Source organism: Pseudomarimonas arenosa, from assembly GCF_014841215.1.
GTDB classification, from domain to species: Bacteria; Pseudomonadota; Gammaproteobacteria; order Xanthomonadales; family Xanthomonadaceae; genus Pseudomarimonas; species Pseudomarimonas arenosa.
In genome coordinates this window covers 137,612-163,250 of sequence record NZ_JACYTR010000009.1, presented here as the reverse complement: position 1 = coordinate 163,250, position 25,639 = coordinate 137,612, and the positions used below count along the sequence as shown (strand labels likewise).

The following is a 25,639-nucleotide window of genomic DNA, read 5'->3' as shown; positions in this document are numbered from 1 at the left end:
CATTGCGTCTGAATTCCGGAAAAACATCCCAAAAGCAGCCAAATCCGGTCTGCGAAGGCCACACGAACGTCCGGTCGGGACGAACGTCGCGATCTTGAGGGGCTCGTGAAATATCCGGGCTAGGGGTAGCGGAATCGCACGGTAGTTGCGGCGAACAGCCACATTACGCGGCGGGTCAAGAGAGCCTACTTATTTATCGGCTTTCCCGTGACAATTAACAGTTAATTCGTCATTGGACCCGAGCAATTCGCTTGGGCAAGGGCAAATCGTTGCGCTTCAACGTGTCGACTATGGTGCGTTTTGCCAGCCGCACCGAGGACGCATCCACGTGCACTTCCATCTCACCGCCACCTATTGAGCCGCCAACAACTTTTCCGCACCCCGCATCGATCAAGGCCTCATCAAGAATCTGTTCAATCTGATGCCGGAGGTCGAGATCGGCAGTCGAACCTAGACCGCCCGAGCAGTCGAACACAACTTCCAGACCTCTACCTCGATCAGTTTCGTCTCTCCTAGCATGCGAAACAAATAGGTCCGTTTCACGATTCTGCCCCGTTGCGGAACGAAGTACGTCGACTCCACGTACGACGGCCATGCCCGATGAAAGGTTCAAAGCAGTGCGCAAAAGAGTGCCTACAACCAGCGGGAATGAATTCGCCCCGATATCAGCGAAGGACTCCCGCGTTAGGTCGATACTCATCAGAAAGATCCAGTCATTCTCCGGCCTGCGGACCAGCACTTCCTCGATGCGACACCTGTCTGAGAGAGAGAACGAGAAAATTGCGCGAATACAACCGTCAAAGCGAGACGGTAATCGAGCTTCTCTCAGCACAATCTCAATTTGTTGCCGAGTGGGGCCGGAAACCGACCTGTAAAGGAATAGGTCTCGGACGTAGTTGGCAAGACCCGCGAAGGTCAACTCAATCGTTCTGCCAAGAAAGAGTTCGACGATCACTTCTTGCGCCGTCCTCTCTTGTGCTCATTGTTTCCTGGAAGGCTACACCCGCACTTCCGAAGGAAATCGCGAATGACCTTCTCAACCTTCTTGATCCCCTTCTTGTTGCAAGGAATCGAGGGCGAAACAATGCACGCGTGTTTCTTCCCGGTGGTCTGTGAGAGATTCTTGGCCTGCAAATCGCACCGCTGCCTTAACTCCCTCCGCTCATTTCCATTGCAACTTTCGCCGACCTTATTGATTCCGCCCAAACTTACAACTAGGTAGACAACGCAAGGACCCGGGGTGTCGTTCCTATTTCCGTGTTTCCCCCATACGTCGAAGTACCACACGGGCTGGCTGTACACGTAGGCAAATGTGTTCGGCCCATCGTCCAAACCATTAGGATCCGACTGCACATACCGCCCACTTCCCGCCTCGTAGTCACGGAAGTAGTTGTAGTGCTGGCCGGTTTCGCGGTCGTACTGCTGGCCGGGGAAACGCAGGGTGTAATCGAAGTTTCCGAGGCCAGTGGGATTGCTATTGGCCGCAGTTTCACCGAACGGCGCAGACTCCCAGCGCCAGACAATCTGGTTGTTGGGGTTGACCAGGGCACGGGGGGTGTCGAGGTGGTCGGGGTGGACGAAGTACACATCGACCGCGGGGGCATTGCCGTTGGCGGGGATGGATTGGCCGCCTTGGCTGGAGCCCGCCGGCTTGATGACCGCAATCGGCGTGTCTTCGAGCCAGAGCTGTTCAAACAGCAGCTGGCCGTCGCCATCGTAACGCCCGATCAGGTGGCCATCTTCGTCGTAAACGTACTGCTCGCTGGGACGGGTGTTGGCTTGCTCGGTTGCCGACCATTTGCCCACTCGTTCGCCAAAGGCGTTGTAGGCATAGCGGGCAATACGGGTGTTGCCGCCAACATCCACCCGATCCACGGCCAGCAGTCGGTTGCGTCCGCCATAGGTGGACTGCATTGACTGTCCGGCAAAGTCACCGGCTTCGGCACGCCAGGCCGTGGTGTTGCCGGCGGCGTCATAGCTGCGGCTAGCAGCGCCGATTGCGCTGAGGCGATTGCTGCTTGTTGCGATCGCAAAGTCGATCACCTCGGCCGCAGCAGCGCCTACCTGTTTGGTCTGCTGCGTACGATTACCGGTTGAGTCATAGGTCCACTCCAGACTCAATCCGGCGGTGGGCCCGGCCGCAGCGCTATTGTCAGCTGCAGTCAGCCGATCGGCATCGTCATAGTCAAAACTCCAGTTGGATTGGGCGCTGCCACTGTCGCTGATCGACTCGACGCGGCCGTTATGGTCGTAGGCCAGCGTGCGGGTCGCCGACCCGAGACTATGTTCGCGGACGCGGCCATCGGTGTCGAAACTACGGGTGTAGCGCTGATTGCTGCCATAAGCCCAGGACTTCGGCTCTCCGAGCGGGAAATAGTCGATCTCGCGGACGATCTCGACACCATTGACCAGCATGCGCAACAGACGACCATCGCTGCCGTAGCTGTAGCGGATCTCGACACCAGATGGCAGCACCGTGGTCTGCAGCTTGCCGTTGGCATCGTAGTCGTGTGAGGTGCTCAGCGCTGCGCTGGCGCCAACGGTCTGTCGGCGCTCAACGATCTTTCCATGTTCGTCGTAAGCAAACGCTAGCGTGGTGGACGGAATGCCGCTGCCGTTGGCCGCCGCTGTGGTGGCGCTGGACAGCCGACCGATGCCACCGTCGCCGCCGGAGGCTTCGTCGTAGGTGAAGCTCAGTGTCTCGTCGCTGTAGCTAGCCTTGCGCAGCCGGTTGGCCTCGTCGTACTCGTAGCTGCTGGTTTGGCCACGGGCGTCGGTCTGGCCGAGCAAGTTACCTGCGGGGTCAAACTGGTAGTTCGTGGTGCCGGTATCCGGGCTGATCAGGCGGGTCAGCTCGTCGAAGCCGTTGTAGCGGTATTCGGTGGCGAGGCCGCGCGGGTCAGTGACCGTGCGCAGATTGTCCTGCGCATCGTAGCCGTAGGCGATGCTGGCACCGCTGGGGTCGGTGCTCGTTTTCAGCCTCTGCAGCGCGTCATAGCCGCTGGTCGAGGCCTGTGGGTGCAGTGGCGAGCGCATGCTGAGCTCGTTGTCATTGCCGTCGTACCCAAAACGGATGGATTCTTCAGCGCGAGCACGCTGCAGCACATCGAGACGTCCCCGGCTGTCGTAGACTCGCGTTTCGGTCATCCGCAGCACGTTGCCGACACCGAAGGTGCTCTCGCTGGTCCGATTGCCTAGCGCGTCGTAGGAATACTCAACCCGATTGCCGAGCGCATCGGCGATCTCAATCAAGCGACCGGCCTCGTTGTAACGATAGGCCAGATAACTTCCATCAGGCGAGGTAGTCCGGGTCAGGTTGCCGGCGTCGTCGTAGCCATAGACGGTGACTTCACGCGCTGTTTCTCCCTCGCGCCCGCTGCGCTGTTCCTTCAGTCGATCGCGCTGGTCATACACGTACTCGGTGAGCAGCCCATTGGGGTCGACCATCTCGAGCAAGTTGCCACTGGCATCGTAGCGGGTATAGCGGGTGACAAAACCGAGCGGATCAACCTGCGTGGCGAGATTTCCGGCAGGGTCGTAGGTGTAGGTAGTCACGTCCGCCACATCGTCGCGAGGGCCGTCTTCGGTAAGCACCTGGCCCTGCGAGTTGTAGGTGTACTTCCAAATGCGGGTTGTGCCGGCCACCGTTACTCGGCGTTCGGTAACGTCGCCCTGGTCGTTCACAATCTGCACCGTCGTTCGAGTGCCGGCTTCTGTCGGCTCGGTGATGCGTGTGGGCACACGCCACACTGGATGCCACTGGGTGACAGTCGTTCTCGCTTGAGGAGTGCCCACCGCTTCGGTGTAGGACTCCAACAAGCCGCGGGCGTTGTAGTTGAAGGCAGTTCTGTTGCCTTCAAAGTCTTGCATGGATGAAGGATAGCCCTTCGAGTCGAGCGACAGCGAGCTGAAATCTGATGCCCCACACGTCGCGCACGGCTGCTCGGTGCCCGTAACAAACCAATTATCGGCAATCTTCTGCATCGAGTACTGGCGCGTTGCACCAAGCGGATCAGTCTCCTCGAACGAACCGTTGGCGTAGCGGAAGCGATACCGGTCCGCGCCATCGGGACCGGTCGTTTCAATGGCGCGACCGCGGTAGTCGTAGGCGATGGTCGCTATGCGCACGCCGCGCTCATCGATCAACCCGGTGAGCTTTCGATCAAATCTTGAATCCTCGTATAGGTACTCGCGAGTCGTTTGGTCAGGATAGGTCACCTTGACCAAGCGCCAGTCGTCATACTCGTAGCTGGTGCGACGCTGTTGCGGGTCAATGAACGCCGAAACAAGACCGAAATCGTTGTACTCGAATTCAATCGAGCGCCCCAAGGAGTGTTGAACGCGGCTGACCAGTCCCGCAGCGTTGTAGCTCAACGTGTGAGAAACGCCGTTGCGATCGGTCAGCCTTATCAGCTTTCCATTCCGATCATAGGTTTCGGTGACATCGTCCCAGACTTTGTGGGTGTATCCCTCTGAAGTTTGCTGAAAGACGAGCGGAAGTATCGGGTCGGTATCGAAGTCATCGCCGCGCCGCTTGAACTCATAGTAGGAGCCGGTTTCCGTCATCAGCAGAACAGCGGCAGGCAAGCTTGGCAGCTGCGGGTCAGCTATGACCGGCGGCGGCTGGTTGGCGCGATACAACTCCACTCGGACATAACTACCGGATGACTCGGGCTGCGGCACAAACTTGCTGAAATAAGGCGCGCTCCAGCCTGAGGCCATGCCCTCTCGTGCAACACCTTCGCTGAGATAATGACGCTCAAAGTAGAGCGGAAACGGGCCCTCGCCCTGATAGTCGACCTCGGCGAGGTACTCCATGCCGAGCTCAGGCAGGATCGGCTTGCCCTTCGCCCTCGGTGGTCGCGAGCCTCCCCCAGCCCCGAGACCGCCTCCACCGCCGCACCTTCGAGGCCAGAGCCCCATCAAGTAGCAGATTGCCGTTATGACATCGGTTGAAGCCGCCTCGATCGTAAACTCTTGCATCGCGAGGTAGGCGGAGAAGGCCCAAATGTAGGAGCCTGCCAAAGCAGGGATAACCGGAAGCAGAGTCACAGGGCCGAACAGCATGGCCAATGTGAGCACTCCACGCTTCAGTAGAGGCTCTGCAAGCCGCATCAGGATTTTGTACATCAGGCGCTGAATCACCTCGGTCATCGAGATGGCTATGCCCAGGCACTTGGCAATCGTGCCGCCGTTGATGGTGGCGTCGATTCTCGATAGGCCAGCACCGGTTTGAGGATCACGGATGAAGTAGCCAGCCACCTTGGGTTGTCCGTCGATGCTGATCTCTTCCGACGGTGCGACAACGACCATCCCGGCATTTACCGCAGAAGCGATCTCGACCAGGGAGTCCTGATTGAGACGAATCAGCGGCATCACCTCAGTCAGGTTCGACTGATTGATCTCATAGATGGGGACACCCTGTTCATTGGCTGCCACCAGAATCGAAGTGGAACTGGCGCCGGTACCAATTGGGTTGCCCAGCTGAACATCCCAGACCAGACTTTCCAGCAATGAGCCATAGCTGCCCATCGCCATCATCATTTCGCGTGACGTGGCTTGATCGGCGGCGGCGGTTCCCAGGGTTGTGTAGACGTCAGTAGTAAACGCTCTGAACCTGCCCTCTCGCGGCACTCCAAAGAAGTAGGAGACCGACAGGTTCTGATAGAACGCACCGATGGATGGGCCGCGCAGCAGGCGACCATCGAACACGCCGGAAATCAGCTCTCGATAGTGATCGTGACCAAAGAAGTAGCTAAGTCCCGCTGACTTCAGAAACGTGGGGGTCGATACCGATGTGCCTTCCAACTGCTCTGGAACCGACGCTTGAAGCAGTGCCGGGGTCAAACCGAAGGCGTCAATGGCCACGTGTGCCCAGGCACCCGCATTCCACATGAACGGCCTGGCCGAGCGCGATCGAAGCCCGAGCGGGTCAAGCACGGTCACCCGCCATTGCTCAGACGTTCCCATGCGAATACTCGGCAGGACTGCTTCGACTTCCCCTGCCACCATCAAGATGGGGCTTACGTCGATGGCATAAGGCGCAAGCGAGGAAGGATTGTCTCGCCGCCATGCGTTGAGCGCTGTCTCCGAGGCCTCATTGCTCGGAGCGTACTCAATGCTCAGGCCATCAGCCCCCAGCGCGGCCAACGGAATGCGCCGAGTGGAAATCGGGCTGAATCCGATCGGAAATAGCTGATTGCCACCGCCGCGCAGAACCTGCACTTCCACCACGAAACGCAAGGTATCGGGAAGCACACTGTAGTGGCCGTGCTTGGCAAGTACCGAATAGGGCAAGTCAGACGGTGCGATCTCTGTAGGCGCCGGCACGATGTCCACTAGGGGCTTGGCCATGCCCGAGCTGTTCGGGTCAATCTCGTGCTCAGTGACAAGGCGGTCGGCGATCACGCCCAGACGGTTGAAGTCGAGCTGGCTGAAGCCTCCCTCTGCATGCTCCACTCTATCGTTAAGTACTTCGACGATGTCCGGCAACACCGAATCAAGCGACGGCAGCTCACTTCTTGCAGTCACGCTATGCTGCTTGAAGCTCGCATCGAGCGGAATCCAGGTATCCCCTTCACGGTGTACGGCGCCGCGCGAAGGCTCGTAGTCGAGCCAGGCTTCGACCCAGACATGTTCGAGCTGGACTTCAACCACCACTCCGTTGACCACCCGTGCGACGGCTGGGGTTCCGGAGTTCTGCAGCACGTCTACCGCCTGTGCTGCACCTGCAACCGGCTCCATCCAGGACTTGGCCTGTGCCGCGTTCATCGCCACACGGCCGGTTGCATAGCGCGCTGGCACGCCAGAGACGCGCAGCAGGGCAATGGTCAAGCTGGCGATATCAAACGGAGTACCCTGCCCATTGATCAGAGTGAAGTCAGCCGATTGTGCGGCGCCGTATCCCGGTACAACCTTGATGTTATTGCGCACCCAGCTGTAGATTGCCAACGGGTTGCCGTCCAACTCGACTGCCTTGTCACGCACACGATCGCTGAATACGACTTCCGGCGTTTCCTCCAGGTCGGATGCCACCGGAGGCGCCTTGCCCCCCGATGTGTGGTCGGCCAGCTTGGCATCATCGACAAGACCGAACTTGGCTCGAAATGCCTGGCTGTCATTGAACGGCTCACCCGCTTTGACCAACGCCATCTCAGCGCGCATTTCTTCTGCGGTCATTGGCGACTGCTTGGGCGGGGCATAGCTGGCCAGCAAGCTCTTCAGCTCAAACAAGGCCGACTCCGGCGAGCCTTTGCTTGCAAGCGCGGCCTGCAGACCGACCAGCTGATCTACCACCATTGCATGTCGACCCACCGCCAACTGCTCGGCTTCGTCTACGCGATCGAGCAATTCATCGAGACCGTGCTTGGCAAACCAGGCCCGATCTGCTTCAAACCGCTGCCGCACCTGGTTGATCTGGGCTCTTAGCGCCGGCAAGACTGCGACCGCATCACGCGCAATCTGCTTGGCATCGGCACCCGCACTTAGCTTGCCAGCCGAGCTGCCGTCCAGTAGATGCACATCACCCAGCGCATTGGCCAACCACGCCGCCGGATCGTCATGTTCAGGATTACGCTGCTCCACCCATTGCTTGGCACCGTCATTGTCGAACAGCGGCGTGGAGACCAGCCTTTCGCCCGGCTGGGCGTAGACCGGATCGAGGCCGGCGGCGAAGGTCAGCACGGCTACGATCGACAGCGCCAGCGCGCGACTCAGCAGGGTATGTGATACGCCATTCATTGGCGGAGATCCTTCAACATAACGTTTAGTTCAATCATCAGCATCGGCGCTGCGCAGCAGACGCGGCCCGCCTCAGCTGCGCCGCGCCGCCCAACAGGGCCAGAGCCAGGGCCAGGATCATCAGCATGCCGCGCTGGTCTACCGGCACCGCCACGGCGTCCTGGTCGTTATCAATCACGCCGAACAGCACCGTGTCTGATTGCAGCCCGCTGTAACCTGGATCAGCGGCGTTCATCACCTGACCCTGCACGCTGAGCCGGTAGGCGCCGGCGGCGGTCAGGTCATCGCGGGTGCTGAGTCGCAGCGACACCGGCTGCTGCCAGTTGTCCGGCCCAATCACTACCCGCATCGGTGTCAGGCTGAAGGACTGCGCGCTCGGCGCGCCGGCCATCACCGCCACCGTCAGGTCAATCTCCAGCTCGGCCTGCGGGCGCGACTCCAGCCACAGCGAGAGCTGTGAGCTTTCGCCCTCGACCAGCTGGGTCTTGCCGTTGACCGCCAGACGCACCGCCGGTGTGTCGTCGTCAGCGTTGCGCGCGGTCAGGCTGATCGGCGGTAGAACCGCAAACTGTGCGTCATCGGTGGCGCCGATCGACACCATGATCTGCACCGTCTGCAGACCGTCGGCCACCGCATCATCCACAGCTACCAGTTCCACTGTCTTCGGCTGCAGCGCGTTGTCGACGCTGAAGTCGAGGGTGGCCGGCGACACCTCAACCTCCGACAGATCAGAGCTCTCGATGCGCAGCTGCACCGGCGCCGAAGGCGCTCGACTCAACGACACCTGCAGGCGACCGCCGTCGCCCGACTCGTTGAGATCGAGATCCAGCGGCACCACCACCAGCGAGGTCTGTTGCCCTGGCATCTCGTCATCGCGGTTGATCAGCGGCAAATCGCGTGGATCAATGCCGTTGAAACGTGGATCGGTCGACACTGCCGGCAGCAGACGCAGCAGGCCCTGGATATCGCCGTCGAGCAGGTCGTCGTCGACGCCGGTCACGCGCACGGTCTGCGCCTGCTGCCAGTTGTTAACGTCAAAGATCAGCTCGCTGCGTTCCAGCAGCCACTCGCTGGCGTCCGGGGTATCGATCGCCACCCGCACCTCGGCGGCTGGCGCCGCACTGAGCTGCAGCGAGAACTCGACTGAGCTGCCGGTTTCGTCGGTAATCAGGGGCGTTTCTGGCAGCACCACGATCGAGGCGATCTCATCATCCAGACTGGTCACCGCCACATCCCGCGGCTTGGCACCGTGGTAGCGAAGATCGCTGCTCTGCGCCGCAGCCAGCACAACGAGACCGGCCTGGTTGCCGTCCAGCAGGTCGTCGTCGATACCGGTCACCTGCACCAACTGCGGTCCTATCTCACCCGCGGCAAAGCGCAGCTCGCTGACCGACAGGCTGAACTCGTCGCTGCGGGTGTTGCTGAGCGCGATCCGCACCTCGTCGCTGGGCGCTTCGCTGAGCCGCACGTCGAACCCAGCTGTGCTACCCGCCTCACTCACCACCAGAGCCGTCGGGGTGACCACAATCTGCACACCGTCATTGTCGATATTGCGCAGCGACAGGATCGGCACAGCCAGCTGATGGAATTGCGGATCGCTGCTCAGGCTAGGTCCGAGCTGCAGGTCGGCGAGCTGATCTCCGTCAGCCTCCTGGTCGTCCATCGGTTCCACCAGCACGCTGACACCGGCCTGCCAGTTGTCGCTGGTCAACACCGCTTCGAGCGCGAGAATGCGCCACTCCGAGCTGTCGACTGGCCCGATCGGAATCCGCACCGGGCTGCTGGGCGCCGCGCTGAGGCGCAGCTGGAAGGCCTGAGCCGGCCCACCCTCGCTGGTGATCAGCTGCGCCGGGCTCAGCAAGACTTCGGGCACATCGTTGTCGAGGTTGCGCGCGCGCACATCGACCGGATCGCGACCGGCATAGGCGGGATCGCCGCTTTGCGCCGGCAATAGCTCGATCCAGCCCAGCTGGGTGCCATCGACCTCGGCATCGTCCTGACCACTCACCTCGATCAACTGCACCTGATTCCAGTTGCCGCTATCGAAGCTCAAGCTGCTGCGGTCGAGCTGCCATTCTCCGGCATCACTGGACCGCAGCGCGATCAGCACCGGCGAAGTCGGTGGCGAACTGAGACGCACCTCGATGCTGGCCAGGCTGCCATCCTCCGACGTTTCGATGCTGCTCGGGCTGACCAGAATCTGCGCGCCATCATTGTCTCGGTTGGTGACCTCGACATCATCGGCATCCATGGCCTGATAGCTGGCATCGGCACTCTGCGCCGGCAGCGTTCGGATCAGGCCGAGCTGATCACCATCGGGCAGATCATCATCCAGCCCCTGCACCTCGACCTGACGGGGAATATTCCAGGTGGCGGGACTGAAGCTCAGCTCCTGAGTCGACAGTCGCCACTCGGCGCTGTCCGAGGGCTGCAAGGCAATGCGCACCAGGGCACTGGGCGGACTCTGCAACACCACGCTGAAGCTGGCGCTGGCGCCGTCTTCGTCGGTGACCAAACCGCTGATCGGCGTGACCAGGATACCCGGCTGGGTGCTGCCGGCCACTTCGAAAGCTTCCGAGTCGAGCACACGCCAGCCGCTGCCCTGCTGTACTTCCAGCACGCAGGCATAGAGACCATCGGCATAGCCTTGGGTTGCCACGATCTGATTGGCAGCCTGACTGCCCGCCGCTGGCAGGGAAACCGCCTCGCTAACCTCCAGTTTCACCTCGGATCCGGCCTCGGCCATCACTCGACGGCGCACCTGCAGGCCGCTGACTGCCGCCGTGCCCTGATTGCGTACCGTCATCAGACAGTTCTGCGTCTGCCCGACCGTCAAACGCGCCAGCTGGGCATCGACGCTGCCACTGATCGCTGCGCTGGCGTCCAGAAGCCGCTCAAACTCGGCGTTATCACTGGCCAGATCAGCCTGGGTCAAGGCCGACCGCAATACACCCGCCACGCTGTAGTTGCCGGCCGGTTCACTGGCCTCGACGCCCAGTTCGACCTGGAACACGGCACCGGCGAACAAGTCTTCAAGCTCCAGTGTACGCTGCGCCACTTCCACACCGTTGTGCAGGGTAGACAGCAGGATCTGCGGCGAACGGATCAGCTCAGATGCTGACAGGTTGCGCGCTTCGACCTGCAGGAACACCGGCTCACCCGGTCGGTAGCTGGCCTTGTCGGTCAGCAGACGCAGGCTGGCACCGCTGCCGCTGCCTTCGATGGCGAACAGGGTGCTGGCACTGGAAACGAGCTGGTTCTGACGATCCAACAGCCGCCCCTCCACGCGGTAGGCGCCACCCAGCGCATCGCCACTGAACCACGCCTGGGTCAGCAGCCGCGGCAGTGTCGTGCCGACGGCTTGAGCGCTCAGGTCATCAAAACGCTGGATCAGGCGGTTCTGCGCGTTGTACAGGCTGAGCTCAACACGGAAGTCCGCCGCGATACCGCCGCGATTCTCCACCCGCGCCTCGATCATCACCTGAGCCCCCGGCAGATAAGCACTCCGATCGGTGCTGAGCTGCAACAGGCCGCGGCCATTGGCGGCCGCGAACGGCACCTGGCGTTGATTGTTGGTTTCGCGGCATTCAGTGGCGCGGCCGCGCTGGTCGACCACAGCATACAGATCACCACTGCCGCTCAGGCTCACCTCGCCCAGGTCGACAATCTGGAAGCGGGCCGGGCGCAGGGTGTCGAGACGGGTCTCGGTCAGCAACACGCCGCCCTGGGCCGGGTCGCCACGATACACGCCAATCCACGGTGGCTCGTGGGCATCGACCGGGCCGGCATTGCCAACTCGCACCTGCACGGTGGGATTGCGCCCCGGGCCCTGATCGATCAGGCGCAGCTCGCCGACGCTGAAATCCGGCATGCCCAGCGGGTCAGGATACGGGCTGCGCTGCACGCGGTAGGTGTTGTGGGTCAGCCAGGACGGCGTTTCCAGCAACGGCACCGTACTGTCTTCGTTGACCTCGTTGATATGGAAGCTCTGCGAGCCCCACACCGAACCGGCATCGGCCCAGGCACCGTTGCGCGCCTTGAACACGCGGATGCCCGGCGTGACGCCAGCCTGGAAGTCGCGATCAAAGCCGGTCAGGATGATCTCGGCCTGCTTGTCACCGTCGATATCGGCCACCACCGGGAACTCATACACGGTGACCGAGGTGTTGCGGGTTTCGTAGAGACGCGCGCCGGTCAGGGCGTCGAAGATGCGGAAGTCTTCTTCGTCCATATGGATGACTTCGTACAGACCGTCATTCTCAAAGTCGAACACGGTGGCGCTGGTGACACCGGACTGGTCGTGAATGGTCGCCGTCCACTTAACCGTACCATCCGACTCGAATACGGTGAGGCGCTCGTTCGACGAGATCATGATCTCGGGCAGGCCATCGCGATCAAGATCGGCCACCGAAGGCGCACCCATCTCGCCGAAATCCGGAGCGAACTTCGGTCCCCAGATGGTCTCGCCAGTGTGTTCCAGCAGGTATAGCTCATCGTTGATGCTGAGCACGATCTCGGGGAAATCATCCAGATCGAAGTTGCCGATCGCATTCAGGCCCGAGGAGTTCATCGGCGTGCCATCGGCGTCCTGATAGGGATTGGGCTTGATGTCCGCGCGATGCCACAGGGTGCGGCCATCGGCATCGTAGGCGCTGCGCCCGGCCACCACTTCCATGATGCCGTCCATATTGATGTCGGCGGCAATCGAACCAACGCCAAAGGCTTCGGCCACCGGCGCATTGATCGGCTTGCCACCGTCACCGCCGGCATCGTGCTCGCCTTCCCACAGCTTTTCGCCGGAGATGCCGCGGAATACCTGTCGACCGTGGATCACTTCGGCCTCGTTGTCGCCCTCCAGATTGACGATGGTGATCTGATCGTAGACATAGGGCGGCGGCGGCAGGATCACCTCAGGCACGCTGGGGCCTGAGAGTGGCACCCGCCACTTAAGTTGACCGGTGTGTTCAAAGGCGATCAGCTCCTGACGATAGCCGCGCACGCCGACGATCTCGGCGATGCCGTCGTTGTCGATATCGCCCAGGGCCAGTGAACTGAAATGCGACAGATTGACGTCGGTGCGTGCCCAGTGCTCACCGCCACCGCGGCCATCGATCGCCACCAGGGCGGTGCTGGCCGGGCCCCACTGATTGCGCTGCGCGGCGACGAAGACGATATCGGGAATATCGTATTCATTGATCACGCCGTCGCCGTTGTCGTCGGTGAGTTGGCCAACCACCGGCACCTGATTCAAGGAGCGGATGTTTGGATTGCTGGACAGGCCGTCCCAGCGCCAGGCCTCTTCGATGGTGTCGTTACCGATAAAGGCCGGGGTGACACGGCAGCCGAGCAAGCTGGAGCCGTGGTTGTTGTCTTCGTCCTGCTCCGGCACTTCGTTTTCGACATCGACCAGGAAGGCGATCGGCGCATCGCGGAAATTGAGCTGGGCGCTGACCGCAATCGTGGCCGTCGCACTGCCGCCGATCGGCAGGTCTTCACTGACGCGCACGCGCCCGGCTTCCGATTCGATGCCGACGTCGAACACGCCGTTGCCATTGCTGTCGACAAAGCCGATCAGATCGAAATCCTGCACCACATTGGCAGTACCGCGATTGACGATCTCAACTTCGAAGCCCTGCGACAGCGAGAACAGATCGGGCTCAGTGGTGGACAGCGTGCTGTCGACGATGGCCAGATCGGGGAAATAGAAATCGATCGCCGTCGGCTTCAGGCCCACGGTGCCGATATCACGCTGTTCCAGCGGCTGGATCGGCACCAGCAGACGCGCCGGATCGAAGGCATCGGCGCTGATCGAGATACGCACCTCGGGCCCGGTCAGTGCGCTGATTTCAAAGCGACCATCATTGGCGCTGCGCAGGCTCTGCTGTCCGGCCGGATCGGTGACCACGATCAAGGCATTGGCAATCGGCTGACGGTTGGCCTGATTGACCACCACGCCACGAATCAGCGCGCGGTTGGCATCGGGTGGGGTTTCACCGGTGGGATACAGGCGCGGCGAGAAGGCGAACACCTGGTTCGGCACCAACAGCGTGCTAAGTGAGACCGAATCAAAGCCGGTCTTCGCCACCTGCAACTCAACAATGCCGTCGGCATCCAGCACCAGCTCGTAGCTGCCATCGGCGGCTGTGCTAGCGCTGGGCGTCGGACCGCCGACGCTGGCGCTGACCTGCACGTCGGCCAGTGGCGCCTGCGTCTGACCATGCAGAATCACTCCGCGCACAATGGCGGTGGTGCCGGTGTTCTCGCGCGGATTCAACCGGAAGGTGGCCTCCAGCACCGCCCCGGCTTCGCTGGTGGCATCCATGGCCGCCGAGCAATAACCGCCGGCATCGGCCAGCAGGCGCACCGGCCCCGGCGGCACCTGCAGGAACTGGAAGCGGCCGTCGGCATCACTTAACACCTCGTTAGCCGGGCTCTCCATTCGCACTCGGGCACCGGCCACCGGCTCGCCGGTGGTGGCATTGACGGTGCGGCCGCGAATCACGCCGAACGGGTTGCCGATGCCCTGTCGCTGGTACATGCGCAGCGTGCCAAGATCGATGGCGCGACCGCCGGGCACGGTGAACTCGAAGCTGACCGACTGCATGCCGGCATAACTCAAGGTCGCCTGATACTGCCCACCGGGCAGATTGTCGGCATGAAGCTCACCGCTGTTGTTGCTGGTGATGGTGCTGCTACCGGCGCCGCTTAACACCAGGCTAGCGCCTGTGATCGGTAGCTCGGTGTCGGCGGCGATCACCCGACCGCGCAGCTGGGCCATGGTCGGATCGATCACCGGCTGGGCGTGGGCATGCAAGGCGCGCAAGGCCAGGGCCGTCTGATAGGCGTCATCGGCAAAGCTGCCATTGGCCAGCTGCAGGCCGGCCAGCTGCGCGATACCACGATCGATGGCCGTGCGCTCAGCCGCCAGCGCCACTAGCGCGTCGAGCGCCTGTGCGGTCTCGAACAGCTCGCCAAAGCTGTGATCGGCGCGCTGTCGACTTAGCATGTAGTTGCGTGACTTGGTGAGACTGGCGCTCAGGGCAAAGCGGGTGGCGTAGGCCTGCAGAGTTCGGGCGACCTGCGCGCTGATCCACAGCGAGGATTCCGATGCCGAGTTGGCCGGCCAGCCGCCGTCGGCACGCTGGCTGGCCAACAGCCAGGCCAGGGCGCGCTGCGCCGGGGTTTGCGCACCGCGTCCGGCGCGATCCAGCGCCAACAACACCCAGGCGGTGCTGAGCGCATCGCTGCCGCCCTGGGCATGCGAGGAAAAACCCCCATCGGCGCGCTGCTCACGCAAGAGGCCGGCAATGATCTGATCACCACTGCTGCCCTGCTGCAGCTTGATCAACACCTGCCGCGCGCGCGACAGGGTCGACTCGTCGGCCTGCTCGGCAGCGACCGCGGCCAGTCCGGGCACACCCTGGGTGGCACCGAGCAGATGCAGGCTGAGCCAGGCTTCGGCATTGGTATCCACCGCGCCAGCCAGATCCTGGCTGCGATGTACGCCGCCGGCAGCATCGCGGGCGCGCAGCCAATCCAATCCGCCTTGCAGGTCGGCCAGAGCGGGTAAGGTCCAGAGCAGGGCAAACAAGCCCAGGACCTGCCGAAACGTCTTGTTCATGGCTGGGGAGACTCGAAACTGTCTTTAAAGATGGAGGTCGGCGCCGACTGCGGATCCATCAGCAGCAGCACCTCGGCCTCGCCGCTCTCGCCCTGTGCATCGGAGGCGCGATAGCGGAAACCGTCACGCTCGGCGCGCGGCGAGTTGGGCTGATAGTCAAAGCTGCCGTCCAAATTCAGCAGCAGCTGGCCATGCTCGGGCCCGCTGACCACGGTGGTAACCAGGGCATCGCCGTCGGGATCGCTATCATTCACCAACACACCGCGTTCCACCGCAGCTTCCAGCTTGTTCAGGCCGGGCGGCAGGTAGTAGAGGTCGGCAACTGCCTGTGGCGGGTCGTTTTGCGGCAGATACTCGATGCGCAGGGCAACAGAGTCCGACTGCATCTCGCCGTCGCTGACCGCGTAGCGGATTTCGACCGGCTGCCACTGATCTCGAACCGGCGTGTAGCGCACATGGCCATTGGGCAGCCACTCGGTGAGGCCTTGATTTGGCTCTTCTATGGGCACCAGGCTCAGAGCAACACCCTCCGGATCGCTATCGTTGCTAAGCAGGCTGCTGAAGCTGCGCGAGTCGAACACGGTATCTTCGGCCAGGCTGTAGCGCTCACCCTGTGCCTGCGGACGAACGTTGCTGCCGCGCGTGACGTCGATCGCTACGCGACCCAGTGCCTGCGCGCGGCCATCGCTGAGTCGATAGATGAACTCATCGCGACCATTGAACGCGGCGTTGGGCTGGTAGCGGAAACTGCCGTCGGCGGCCAGCTGCAGGGTGCCGTGGCCGGGCGCGCCGTGAACGCTCAGCGTGAGCGGATCGGACTCCACATCGCGGTCATTGACCAGGACGCCGTGCGCCGCGTCCACCAGGAGCACGTTGCCCTGAATGACGCTGTAGAGGTCGTGCTGCACGCGTGGCGCATCGTTGACCGCGGTGACCTCGATCTCAGCCGTGACCGTGTCGCTGAGGAATTCGCCGTCGCTGACCTGGTACAGGAACGCATCCTGACCGAAGAAATCGGCCGTCGGGCGATAACGGAAATGCTGACCATCAAGCTCCAGCTCACCGTGGGCTGGCAGCTCGACCAGGATCACGCTGAGCGCATCGCCATCGGGGTCGCTGTCGTTTCGGAGCAGCCCGCCAACGCTGCGGCTGTTCAGCAGATGATCCTCGTCGATCACATAGCGCTCGCCCTGCGCCAGCGGCGGCTGATTGTCGCGCGCGATATTCAGTCGAACGGTGGCGGTGGCCAGCGCCAGCAAGTCGCTGGCCGCATAGCGGAAGCTGTCCTCACCGATTGCACCTGGCAACGGCAGGTAAATGAATCCCCCCTCCGGATCCATTTGCAGCTGGCCTTTGCGAGGTGCGTCGACCAGTTCCACCATCAACGTGTCACCGTCGACATCGATGTCGTTGCTAAGTACTCCATCGGCCGTTGCCACCTGCAACGCAACATCCTGTTCGACGCGGTAGATATCGTCCTGCGCCTCGGGCGTATCGTTCTGGGCAAACACGCTGAGCGCGGCTTCAGCCGGCTGCGACCAGGCCTGGCCATCACTGACCCGATAGCGCAGCCGATCGTTGCCGTGGAAGTTGGGATTGGGTCGGTAGACAAAGTGGCCGCCGGTCAGTAGCTCGAGCTGACCGTGCTCGGGAGCGTCCAACACCTCCAGTTGCAGCGGCGCACGCTCATGATCGCGATCGTTGGCCAGCAGGCTGGCAATCGGCCGCGAATCCAGGATGGCGTCTTCCAGCACGCCATAGCTCTCACCAAACGCCTGCGGCGGCACGTTGACCGTGCGCTGCACATCCAGGCTGACCCGGGCCAAGGCGGTGGCATCACCGGAGCGCACGACATAGGTGAAGCCAAGCAATCCGACATAGCCGTCAGGCGCCTGGAATACGAAGCTGCCATCCGCATTCAGCTGCAGCGTGCCGACGTTGGGCGGGATGGCCAGCTCGGCCTGCAGCGTGTCACGCCCGGCGCCGTCGATACGGTCATTGCCAAGCACACCGGGCGCGTTGATCTCAAGGCGTGGCCCTTCGAAGCGATAGAAGTCGTTCTCGCCCACCACCTCAACCTCAGGATCCACCGAGGTCACCTGGATCAGGGCGGTACCCACGGCCAGGGCGCCGAGACCATCGTCGATCTGGTAGCGGAACTGATCAACTCCACTGAAGAAGCCATTGGGCTGGTAACGGAAGCCGCCGTCAGGCTGCAGGCTGAGCTGACCATGCTGCGGCGGTCCGATCAGGCTGACCGACAAGTTCGGACCATCGACATCGCTGTCGTTGATCAGAACACCGGCATCGGCCGCCACCCACAGCTCCTGATCCATCGGCGTGCTGTAGCTATCGTCGACCGCCGTCGGAGCATCATTGACCGGCGTGACGTGGATCTCGACGATTTCGTCAGCGTACAGGCCGGTCGTGTCGTACACGCGATAGCGGAAGCTGTCGTCGCCGTTGAAGTCGACATCCGGGGTGTAGGTGAAGCTACCGTCAGGCTGGAACTCCACCGCGCCGTGACTGGCCTCACTTAGCATCTCACTCCGCTCAAGACCGTCGCCATCGACCTCGCGATCGTTGCGCATCACGCCCTGCGGCTCGGGTGCCACCAGCACTTCGTCTTCCCGCGTGCGGTAGGTGTCGGAGTCGGGAATCGGCGCATCGTTGACCGGCAGGACGGTGATGCTGACCCGACCGACATCCTGGCCGGCGATGCCGTCGCTGACTCGGTAATAGAACTCGTCCAGACCGTGATAGTCGCGATCCGGCGTATAGCGGAAGCTGCCATCGGCCTGGATGGTGACGCGACCATGACAGGGCGCGCAGCCGCCCGCTGCTGAGGCATAGATCGCATCGCCGTCGATGTCGCTGTCGTTGATCAACAGTCCTTCGGCAGCAGGAACCACCAACACCACATCTTCGGTAGCGACATAGGCATCATCGGCGGCCTGCGCTGGCGAATTGACCCGAATATTGACTGTGGTGTCGGCGCTGACTCGACCGGTGCCGTCACGCACGCGATAGATGAACTGATCGACGCCCGAGTAGCCGGCCTGCGGCACGTAGTAGAAGGTGCCGGTATCAGACAGGCTGAGCTGGCCATGGCTGGTCGTACTCACCAGTTCAGCCTTGATCGGCAGCAGGTCGGCGCCGCTGGCCGCAGGCCACTGCGGTCCTCCGGCATAGGGACGGGTATCCGGATCGTAGTCGTTCTTCAGCAGACCCTGCGCCACACTGCTGATCGACAGCGGGGTGTCGCGCTGGGTCAGATAGCTGTCCGCCATGGTGATCGGAGCATCCGGCACCGGCGCAACAGTGACGGTGATCTTGCCATCGCGGTCCTGTTGGGTGCCGTCACTGATCACATAGTTGAAGACGGCTGTGCCGTAGTAGTGGCCCTGGGTGCGAATCTGGGTCACGGTCGGGTTCTGGCGATCATCGACACTCAGAACAATGTGAGTTCCGTGCAGGTAGTAACTGAAGCTGCTATAGGCCAACTCCAGCGGATCGCCATCGGCATCAACGTCGTTGGCCAGCGGACTGGGGCTGACTTCGGTCAGACTGTCTTCGGTCACGCTGTAACTGTCGGGACGCGCCTCCGGTGGAGCATTGACCCGGAACCGCACCACGGCGGTGTCGGAAATTCCGGTGTCGACCTGGAACAGGCGATAGGTCAGCTGATCAGTGCCGGCGAAATCCTGACCCGGCGTGTAGATCAGCCGGCCGCTGACCGGATCGATGGTCGCGCTGCCGTGTACCGGCGGATCGACGATTTCGAAGTTGACCGTGAAATCACCGTCCCAGCTGTCGTTGCGACGAATCGGCCAGGACGAACCGTTGGTATCGAACACGGTGTTGCGGATCACGCCATAGGCGTCGTCCTCGGCGTTAACACCATCATTCACCGGATGGACGATGATCTTGACCACCGCACCATTGGAAATGTCGGTGCCGTCATAGGCCTGATAGACGAAGAAGGTCTCGCCGAAGAAGTTAGGCCAGGGCTTGACCCGGAAGCTGCCGTCAAGATTGACTGTGACGTCGAGACCGCTGCCACCGAGCCGGGCGCGACCCACCAGGTAGGCCTCAAGCTCATCCAGCGGTGTATCCGCATCCAGATCATTGATCAGCAGACCTTCGGCGGCCGGCACAATCAGCTCACCGTCTTCCACCGTTTCATACTCATCGGGTACAGCGCGCGGCAGACTGGTGATGCCAACTGCCATGGTCACCGTGCCAACGTTCGACTTCGATCGCCCATCGGTGACCTGATAGGTCCACACATCAAGGCCGCTGTAGCCCGGATCGGGCGCGTACAGGAAGGTGCCGTCAGGGTTGAGCAGCAGATCGCCGTGCTCTGGCAGAGTATCGATCAGAGCCGTGAGCGGGTCATTCTCCGGCGCGTCATGATCGTTGACCAGCAAGCCTTCACGCCGATCGGTGATCTCGATCGGTGTATCGACATCGACCAGATACACGTCATTGGTGGCCGTCGGCGGTTGGGTGACTTGGATCCTGACCTGCACCGCCGGGCCGCTGCTGTTGCCATCGTTGGCGGCATATTCAAAGGTGTCGTTGCCGCGGAAGTTCACCTCAGGAATGTAGGTGAAACTACCGTCAGCGCGCAGGGTGACGGTGCCATGCTCGGCCTGACGTACGAGCTCGGCACTGAGCAGGTCATCTTCGACATCGGTGTCGTTGTCCAGCACGCCCGGCGCGGCCACAGCGAGTTGCGCATTTTCATCGGTCAGATAACTGTCGGCGACCGCAACAGGAGGATCATTGACGCCACGGATCTCAATACGCGCCCGCGCCGTCGGCGAGCTGACCCGGTCATCCTGCAGCCGATAGATAAACTCATCGATGCCCGACACATCGGTGGAATTTGGTGTATAGACGAAGCTACCGTCATTGGCCGCCTGCAACACACCGAGCTCCGGCTGATCGACGATGATCACCCGCAGCGGCCCTTGCGGGAACACGCTGTCATTGGCCAACAGGCCGCTGACCTCATCGACGAACAGCACCTCGCCTTCGTTCATCACGTAGCTGTCGTCGGCGGCCGCCAGGGTGTCGTTGACGGTGATGCGCACCTCGGCCGGTACACGCAGCCCGCGCGGATCCTGCGCCTCATAGCGGAAGCTGACACTGCCGACGAAGTCGGACGGTGCGGTATAGCTGAAGCTGCCGTCGCTGTTCAACGACAAGGAGCCGATCGCCGGATTCTCCAGCAGCCGGGCCTGCAGCACATCGCCATCGGGATCGCTGTCATTGGACAGTACACCGCGAACCTTGGGCACATCGAGGCGCACGCCGCGATCGGTGACATAGCTGTCGTCCTCGGCAATCGGTGCCTCATTGACGTCCTGCACGATGATGCGGAATTCAGCCGGCAATGAGCGCAGTCCATCCACCTGCAGGCGATAGCGCAGCACCTCAGTGCCGGGCGTGCCGTTCGGCGTATAGCGGAAGCTGCCGTCATTGGCCAGAATCAGGCTGCCGCGGCTGGGGGCATTCTCCAGCACGATGGCCACCGCCGCGCCGGCGGTGATTCGATCATTGCTTAACAGGCCGTTGGCCGCATCGACCTCAAGCACCTGATTGTCAGCAATCAGATATTCATCGTTGACCGCGTCGTCGCGTTCGGTGACACGCAAGGTGACCGAAGTCGAATTGCCGATGGCATCAGCATTTGCCGGCGAATACTCGAAGCGATCGTTGCCGACGAAATCAGCATTCGGCGTGTAGACGAAGCTGCCGTCGGAGCGCAGATTCAAGGTGCCGGAGTTGGGCAGGCTGCGCAGCACCGCCAGCATGGCGCCGCCCTGCGGATTGAAGTCGTTGCTAAGGACGCCCTCGATCGCTGGCACATCGATCAGTGCGTTGGTGTGCAGGTTGTAGCTGTCCGACGTCCCTTCCGGCACATCGGCATCGTTGTCGTCGATTTCGAAGATGGCGCTGTCTTGCGGCACAAAGGGCAACAGCGAGCTGACACGCTGCAGGTCGACTCGGCGCTTGCCCGGCGCGGCGTCGGCGGCAATGGTGAGATCGAAGCTCAGACTCAGGCCATCGGCCGCCAGCTGCGGCGTGGACAGGGTAATGCCCTGGTCATCGGCAATGACCACCGATGTAACCTGATCCAGACCGCGACCTTCAACGCGCAATTGCGTGGTCTGCCCGCGCCGCACGATGTTCGGACTGACCCGGTCGGCATAGGCACCACGGACCACACGCAACAGCGGCGAGTGGAAATCGAGCTGGCTGGAATGCTGCGCATTGCCGCGCCGCACACCGAGCAGCGGTGAAACCAGCGGCGTCAGCACCTGATTGCGGTCGCGCACAAACAGGGTGTTGCCCGGCGTCGGCTGATCGATGCTGCTAGAGGACGGCGAGCTGACCTGCACCAACCGAGCACCGAGGGCGGCGTCGGGCGCGGCGCGAAGCACCATGCGGGCGGCCTCAGCGCCGAGCGCTTCGTAACTCTCGATGATCAGCCCCTGATCGGAAATCAGACGCACGGCAGTGGTCTGGCTGAGCGCGCTGCCCTGCAGTTCGATCGTCTGGCTGCTGCCGTCACGCAACAGATAGGTGGGTCTGAGCGCCGTGATCTGCGGTTGGCGATCGCGAATCTGCAGCAGTCGCGGCGCGACCAAGGACTTGCTCGGCAACTGAACTTCGACTTTGCGCGGCACGAGCTGGGCGTCAGCAGAGACTAGCAGCCGCACTTGAACCTGCTCGTTCGACGCGCTGAAGCTGCCGGCAATCTGCTCGATGCCATGCGCGGGCAGGATGCGCAGGTCGCTGGCCGCGGACAGCCCGCGGCCGGTTACGGTCAGTTGCACCTCGCTATCCAGCTCGACCGCCGTCGGCGCGATATCGGCGATGTAGTCACCGCGAACGACGCCGACCGCCACACCGACCACATCGCGCACAATCGGCGCCGCGCTGCCGCGCTGCACTCGCAGCAAGGGTGACACCCAGGGCGAGCGCACGACATAGGGCTGGCTGCTGATATGCAGGGTGTTGGCCGGCGTCATCTCGGCCGCTGAGACCCCGCTCAGAGTCTCGAGCTCAACCCGCCGCGGGCCCAGGGCCGCGGTCGCCGCAATCTGGATCGGGACGGTCACTTCGGTGCCGGCGTCGTTATAGGTTGGCTGATCGCCGACGCTGATCTGGTCTGCCGGCAGGACCCGAACGATCGGCTGATTGACATCGCCCCTGCTGACGATGGGCAATCCGCGCAGATGCCGACCCCGAATCACCAGGGTCGCTGCATCGCCCGGATTGAGCAGAACCGGTGCAATGCTGTCGATGATCGGCGCATCCGCGGCCACCAGCAGCTGCCCGGCCTCTGAAGTCAGTGGCGGAATCCGGCTGCCATCGGCGCGCAGCACGCGTAGTTGTCGCTTGCCGACGCTGGCATCGCTGGCCACATCGAGAGCAACCTGCAGGCTTTGGCCGTCGCTCGCTGCGTCAAGGCTGACAACCGCGATGCCATCGGCCGGCTCGAACTGCAGACTGGCTGCCTGCTGCAGGCCATGCCCGCTAAGACTCAGCTGCTGGTCGGCCTGGCCCAGGGAAACGCGGGCCGGATCGACGCTGCGCACGCCGGCGCCGCGAAGAACGCCGAGGGTCGGGGCGACAAACAGCCGTGCTTCGGCAACCTGTTCAACCGGCCGACGCACGCCCAGTGCCGGCGACCACAGTTGGCGTTCGATGACCGTTGCAACAGGCCGTTTCACCCCAAGCGGGGCGTTGGCCACCACATCGCCCGGGCGCAGCACAAAGGGCAGATCCTTGGCGCCCGCCGCGGGCTCAGCCAGGGCGCCCGCCGAGGCCAAGGCAAGCAGGATGCTGAACAGCCAAGACAGCGGCAGGCCGCGCTGACGCGAGGCGTGCGCGTTCAGCCGGCACGAGCGAATGGCTCCGAACATGAGCGTCGGCGATCCGGGCGGGGATTCTTAACTAGCCGTTACATGATCCCTGCCGGTAGTTCGACCCGTCGTCCCGACTCCGTAACCAGAACGGTGCGCGGCAATCCGCCCAGTCCCGCCTCCAGCGCTACCTGCACCACCGGCTCGCCCTCGGTATAGCGGGCCAGGGCCTTGCCCTGCGGCCCGGATACGCTATAACTCAGCGTCGCCAACAGCACGCTGAGGCCGTCACCGAAACTGACATTGGCCCGCGCACTACCGCTGGCCTCTGAACCTTGAATTGCGTTGGAAATCACCGTCTGCGGATTGCCACTGGGCGGCGTGACAATGATCGACACCGTGTTACCCAGCGGCACATTGGTAGTTTCGATAATCACTTCCAGCGGATCCAGCGCATCCTCGGGTAGCACGATGTCGGCGCCACCGGTCGGTGCTGCCGGCGCTGCGATGCCGGCGACGCTGGCGATGCGCAGACTGGGTACACCGGCAATCACCACCGGTCCCGGCGTGCTCTGGGTGTAGGCGGGGTTGGTGCCGGCCGTGCGCGACAGCACTTCGGCCTCGATGCGGATGCGGCCCAGGCCGCCCGCACTATTCGGGTTGTGGTTGGAGAACCGCCCCTCTCGACCGCCCGTCGCGGTGATCGCACCGTTGCCTGTGAAGGTGCTGGCAATCAGGCGAATGCCGCCGCCGCTGCCGCCGCCGCCAGGCTGCGGTCCAGTGTTATGAGTATTTCCAATGTCGCCGCCACGCCCACCATTGGCGCGAATGGTACCGGTAACGTTAAGAGTCCCGCTGACCGCCAGCAGCAAGGCGCCACCACCACCGCCACCGCCAGAGCCACCCTGGCCGGTCCAGCTATTGCCGCCGGAGCCGCCCGAGCCACCGACCAGGGGCAGCAAATCGACATTGCCATAGGTCGGCCCGGTGGCACCGCCATAAACTTCGCCGACGGTGCCAAAGCTGCCACCGGTACCGTTTCGATACGGCTCAGTCGGGCGGCTGCTGGGCCGGCCACCGCCCGGACCGAGCCCGGATTGAGCAACGCGCGCCGTGGAATTCGCATTGGCCGCCGCTCCCGCACCGCCTGGGAAGCCACCGGGCCCACCGAGACCTGGCAATCCGTCGTCACCGACATTGCCGTTTCCCGCACCATTGGCGTCGGCAGCGTCCTGCCCGTTGACATCAAGGACTCCGGCTATGGTCGCGTCGCCGCTGACCAGCAGAGTCACCGGCGTATTCAAGGCATTGCGTCGAAAACGAACCGTCACGCCGGAGGGGATATTGATGCTGCTGTAGTGCAGCACGCCGTCGGCCGGCAGCTCGACCTCGGTGTCGACATTGGGATTGAGCGCACCGTTGGCACCAGTGCTGCCGCTATCAAAAGCAGCAGCAGGCAGGGCGAATGCAGCGGCAAAGACAAGGCACAGCGAACGGCAAGCGATCATCGACAGCAGACTCCGGATTGAGGCAAGCAAGGCCGCTGCGACTGCCAGGGGCAGCCCAACATCGCGACCTGGATATCGCCCCAACTCCAAGAGCGAGGCCGTGAGTGAATCAGCACCTGTCTAGCGACGGTACAACTTCACAGTCACCTCACGATTCTAAGCGAAGAGCGTGATCTGGCGCACACTAATTTGAGCGGATTTGCTAAAAAAGCGTCCACCCTTGTCGGCCAAACCGCCCGTTCGTCGGTCATTGCCCTGTTGCGGGTGCATCGTGCACCTGCCAGCCCTGCTCAGCCTGGCGGCTGATCCGCACCCGCTGGCCGGAAAAGATCAGGTCGATCACGCAAACCTTCTTGTCATCCAGTTTCGGGTGGATACGGATGGCGCGCAGCGCTCCCTCGGCATAGTCGGCGGGGGCCTTGAGGCCGTGTTGGCCGTTGCTGGGGCATTGGCCGGTACGTTCGACGATGCGATCGATCTCGATCTGCAGGCCGCGTGAATCGGCCACCCTGCGCTCCACTTCGAGCGGGCTGGGGCGCTCCACCTCCATGCTGAATTGGGTCGGCAGCCAGATCATGAAGCCGAGCAGCAGCGCCAGAACAATCGCGATTCCCAACCAACGGGGCATCACCAGACGTTCCGAGGTCGCCGGGGCGACGAAACGTTCGGCATTGATGAAGATGCGAATGCCAAGGTCCGGGGCCAGCTTGTGCAGCTCACGCCAGCTGGCCATGCCTTCGCGCCAGATCAAGGTATCGGCCCTGATCCGACTGAGTTGATAGGCCGAGCGCAGGTCGGCCGTGCTCAGCGGCCCGACCTGCTCGCCGTCGGCATTGTTGTAGTACCAGTCGTCTACGTCTTCCAGCGGCGCATCCATGACGGCTCCGGCG

The 25,639-nt window shown here is 62.5% G+C and carries 6 protein-coding genes; all 6 read right to left on the bottom strand.

Going from position 1 to position 25,639, the window contains the following annotated elements:
* Positions 1-229 precede the first annotated feature (229 nt).
* The 6 genes from IFO71_RS07105 to IFO71_RS07080 all read right to left on the bottom strand — a co-directional run bounded on the left by IFO71_RS07105 (position 230) and on the right by IFO71_RS07080 (position 25,626).
* A complete protein-coding gene (locus IFO71_RS07105) occupies positions 230-955 on the bottom strand; it encodes a hypothetical protein (protein ID WP_192028844.1) in 726 nt (241 codons plus the stop codon).
* The gene (locus IFO71_RS07100; protein WP_192028843.1) at positions 952-7,740 is read right to left on the bottom strand and encodes an RHS repeat-associated core domain-containing protein; all 6,789 of its coding nucleotides are present in this window, start codon (positions 7,738-7,740) and stop codon (positions 952-954) included. The genes IFO71_RS07105 and IFO71_RS07100 overlap by 4 nt, the downstream gene beginning before the upstream one ends.
* A 37-nt stretch (positions 7,741-7,777) precedes the next feature.
* Positions 7,778-15,361 (bottom strand): carboxypeptidase regulatory-like domain-containing protein, encoded by a 7,584-nt coding sequence (locus IFO71_RS07095; RefSeq protein ID WP_192028842.1) that lies wholly within the window; start codon positions 15,359-15,361, stop codon positions 7,778-7,780.
* Positions 15,358-23,301, bottom strand: coding sequence for an Ig-like domain-containing protein (locus IFO71_RS07090; RefSeq protein WP_192028841.1), 7,944 nt, complete (start codon positions 23,299-23,301; stop codon positions 15,358-15,360). Before IFO71_RS07090 ends, IFO71_RS07095 begins: the two co-directional genes overlap by 4 nt.
* A gap of 38 nt (positions 23,302-23,339) precedes the next feature.
* Complete coding sequence (locus tag IFO71_RS07085; protein ID WP_192028840.1) at positions 23,340-24,749, bottom strand: hypothetical protein; 1,410 nt, start codon at positions 24,747-24,749, stop codon at positions 23,340-23,342.
* Between the two features lie 247 nt (positions 24,750-24,996).
* Positions 24,997-25,626: a DUF4339 domain-containing protein gene (locus tag IFO71_RS07080; protein WP_192028839.1), complete on the bottom strand. Its 630-nt coding sequence runs from the start codon at positions 25,624-25,626 to the stop codon at positions 24,997-24,999.
* Positions 25,627-25,639: the final 13 nt, after the last annotated feature.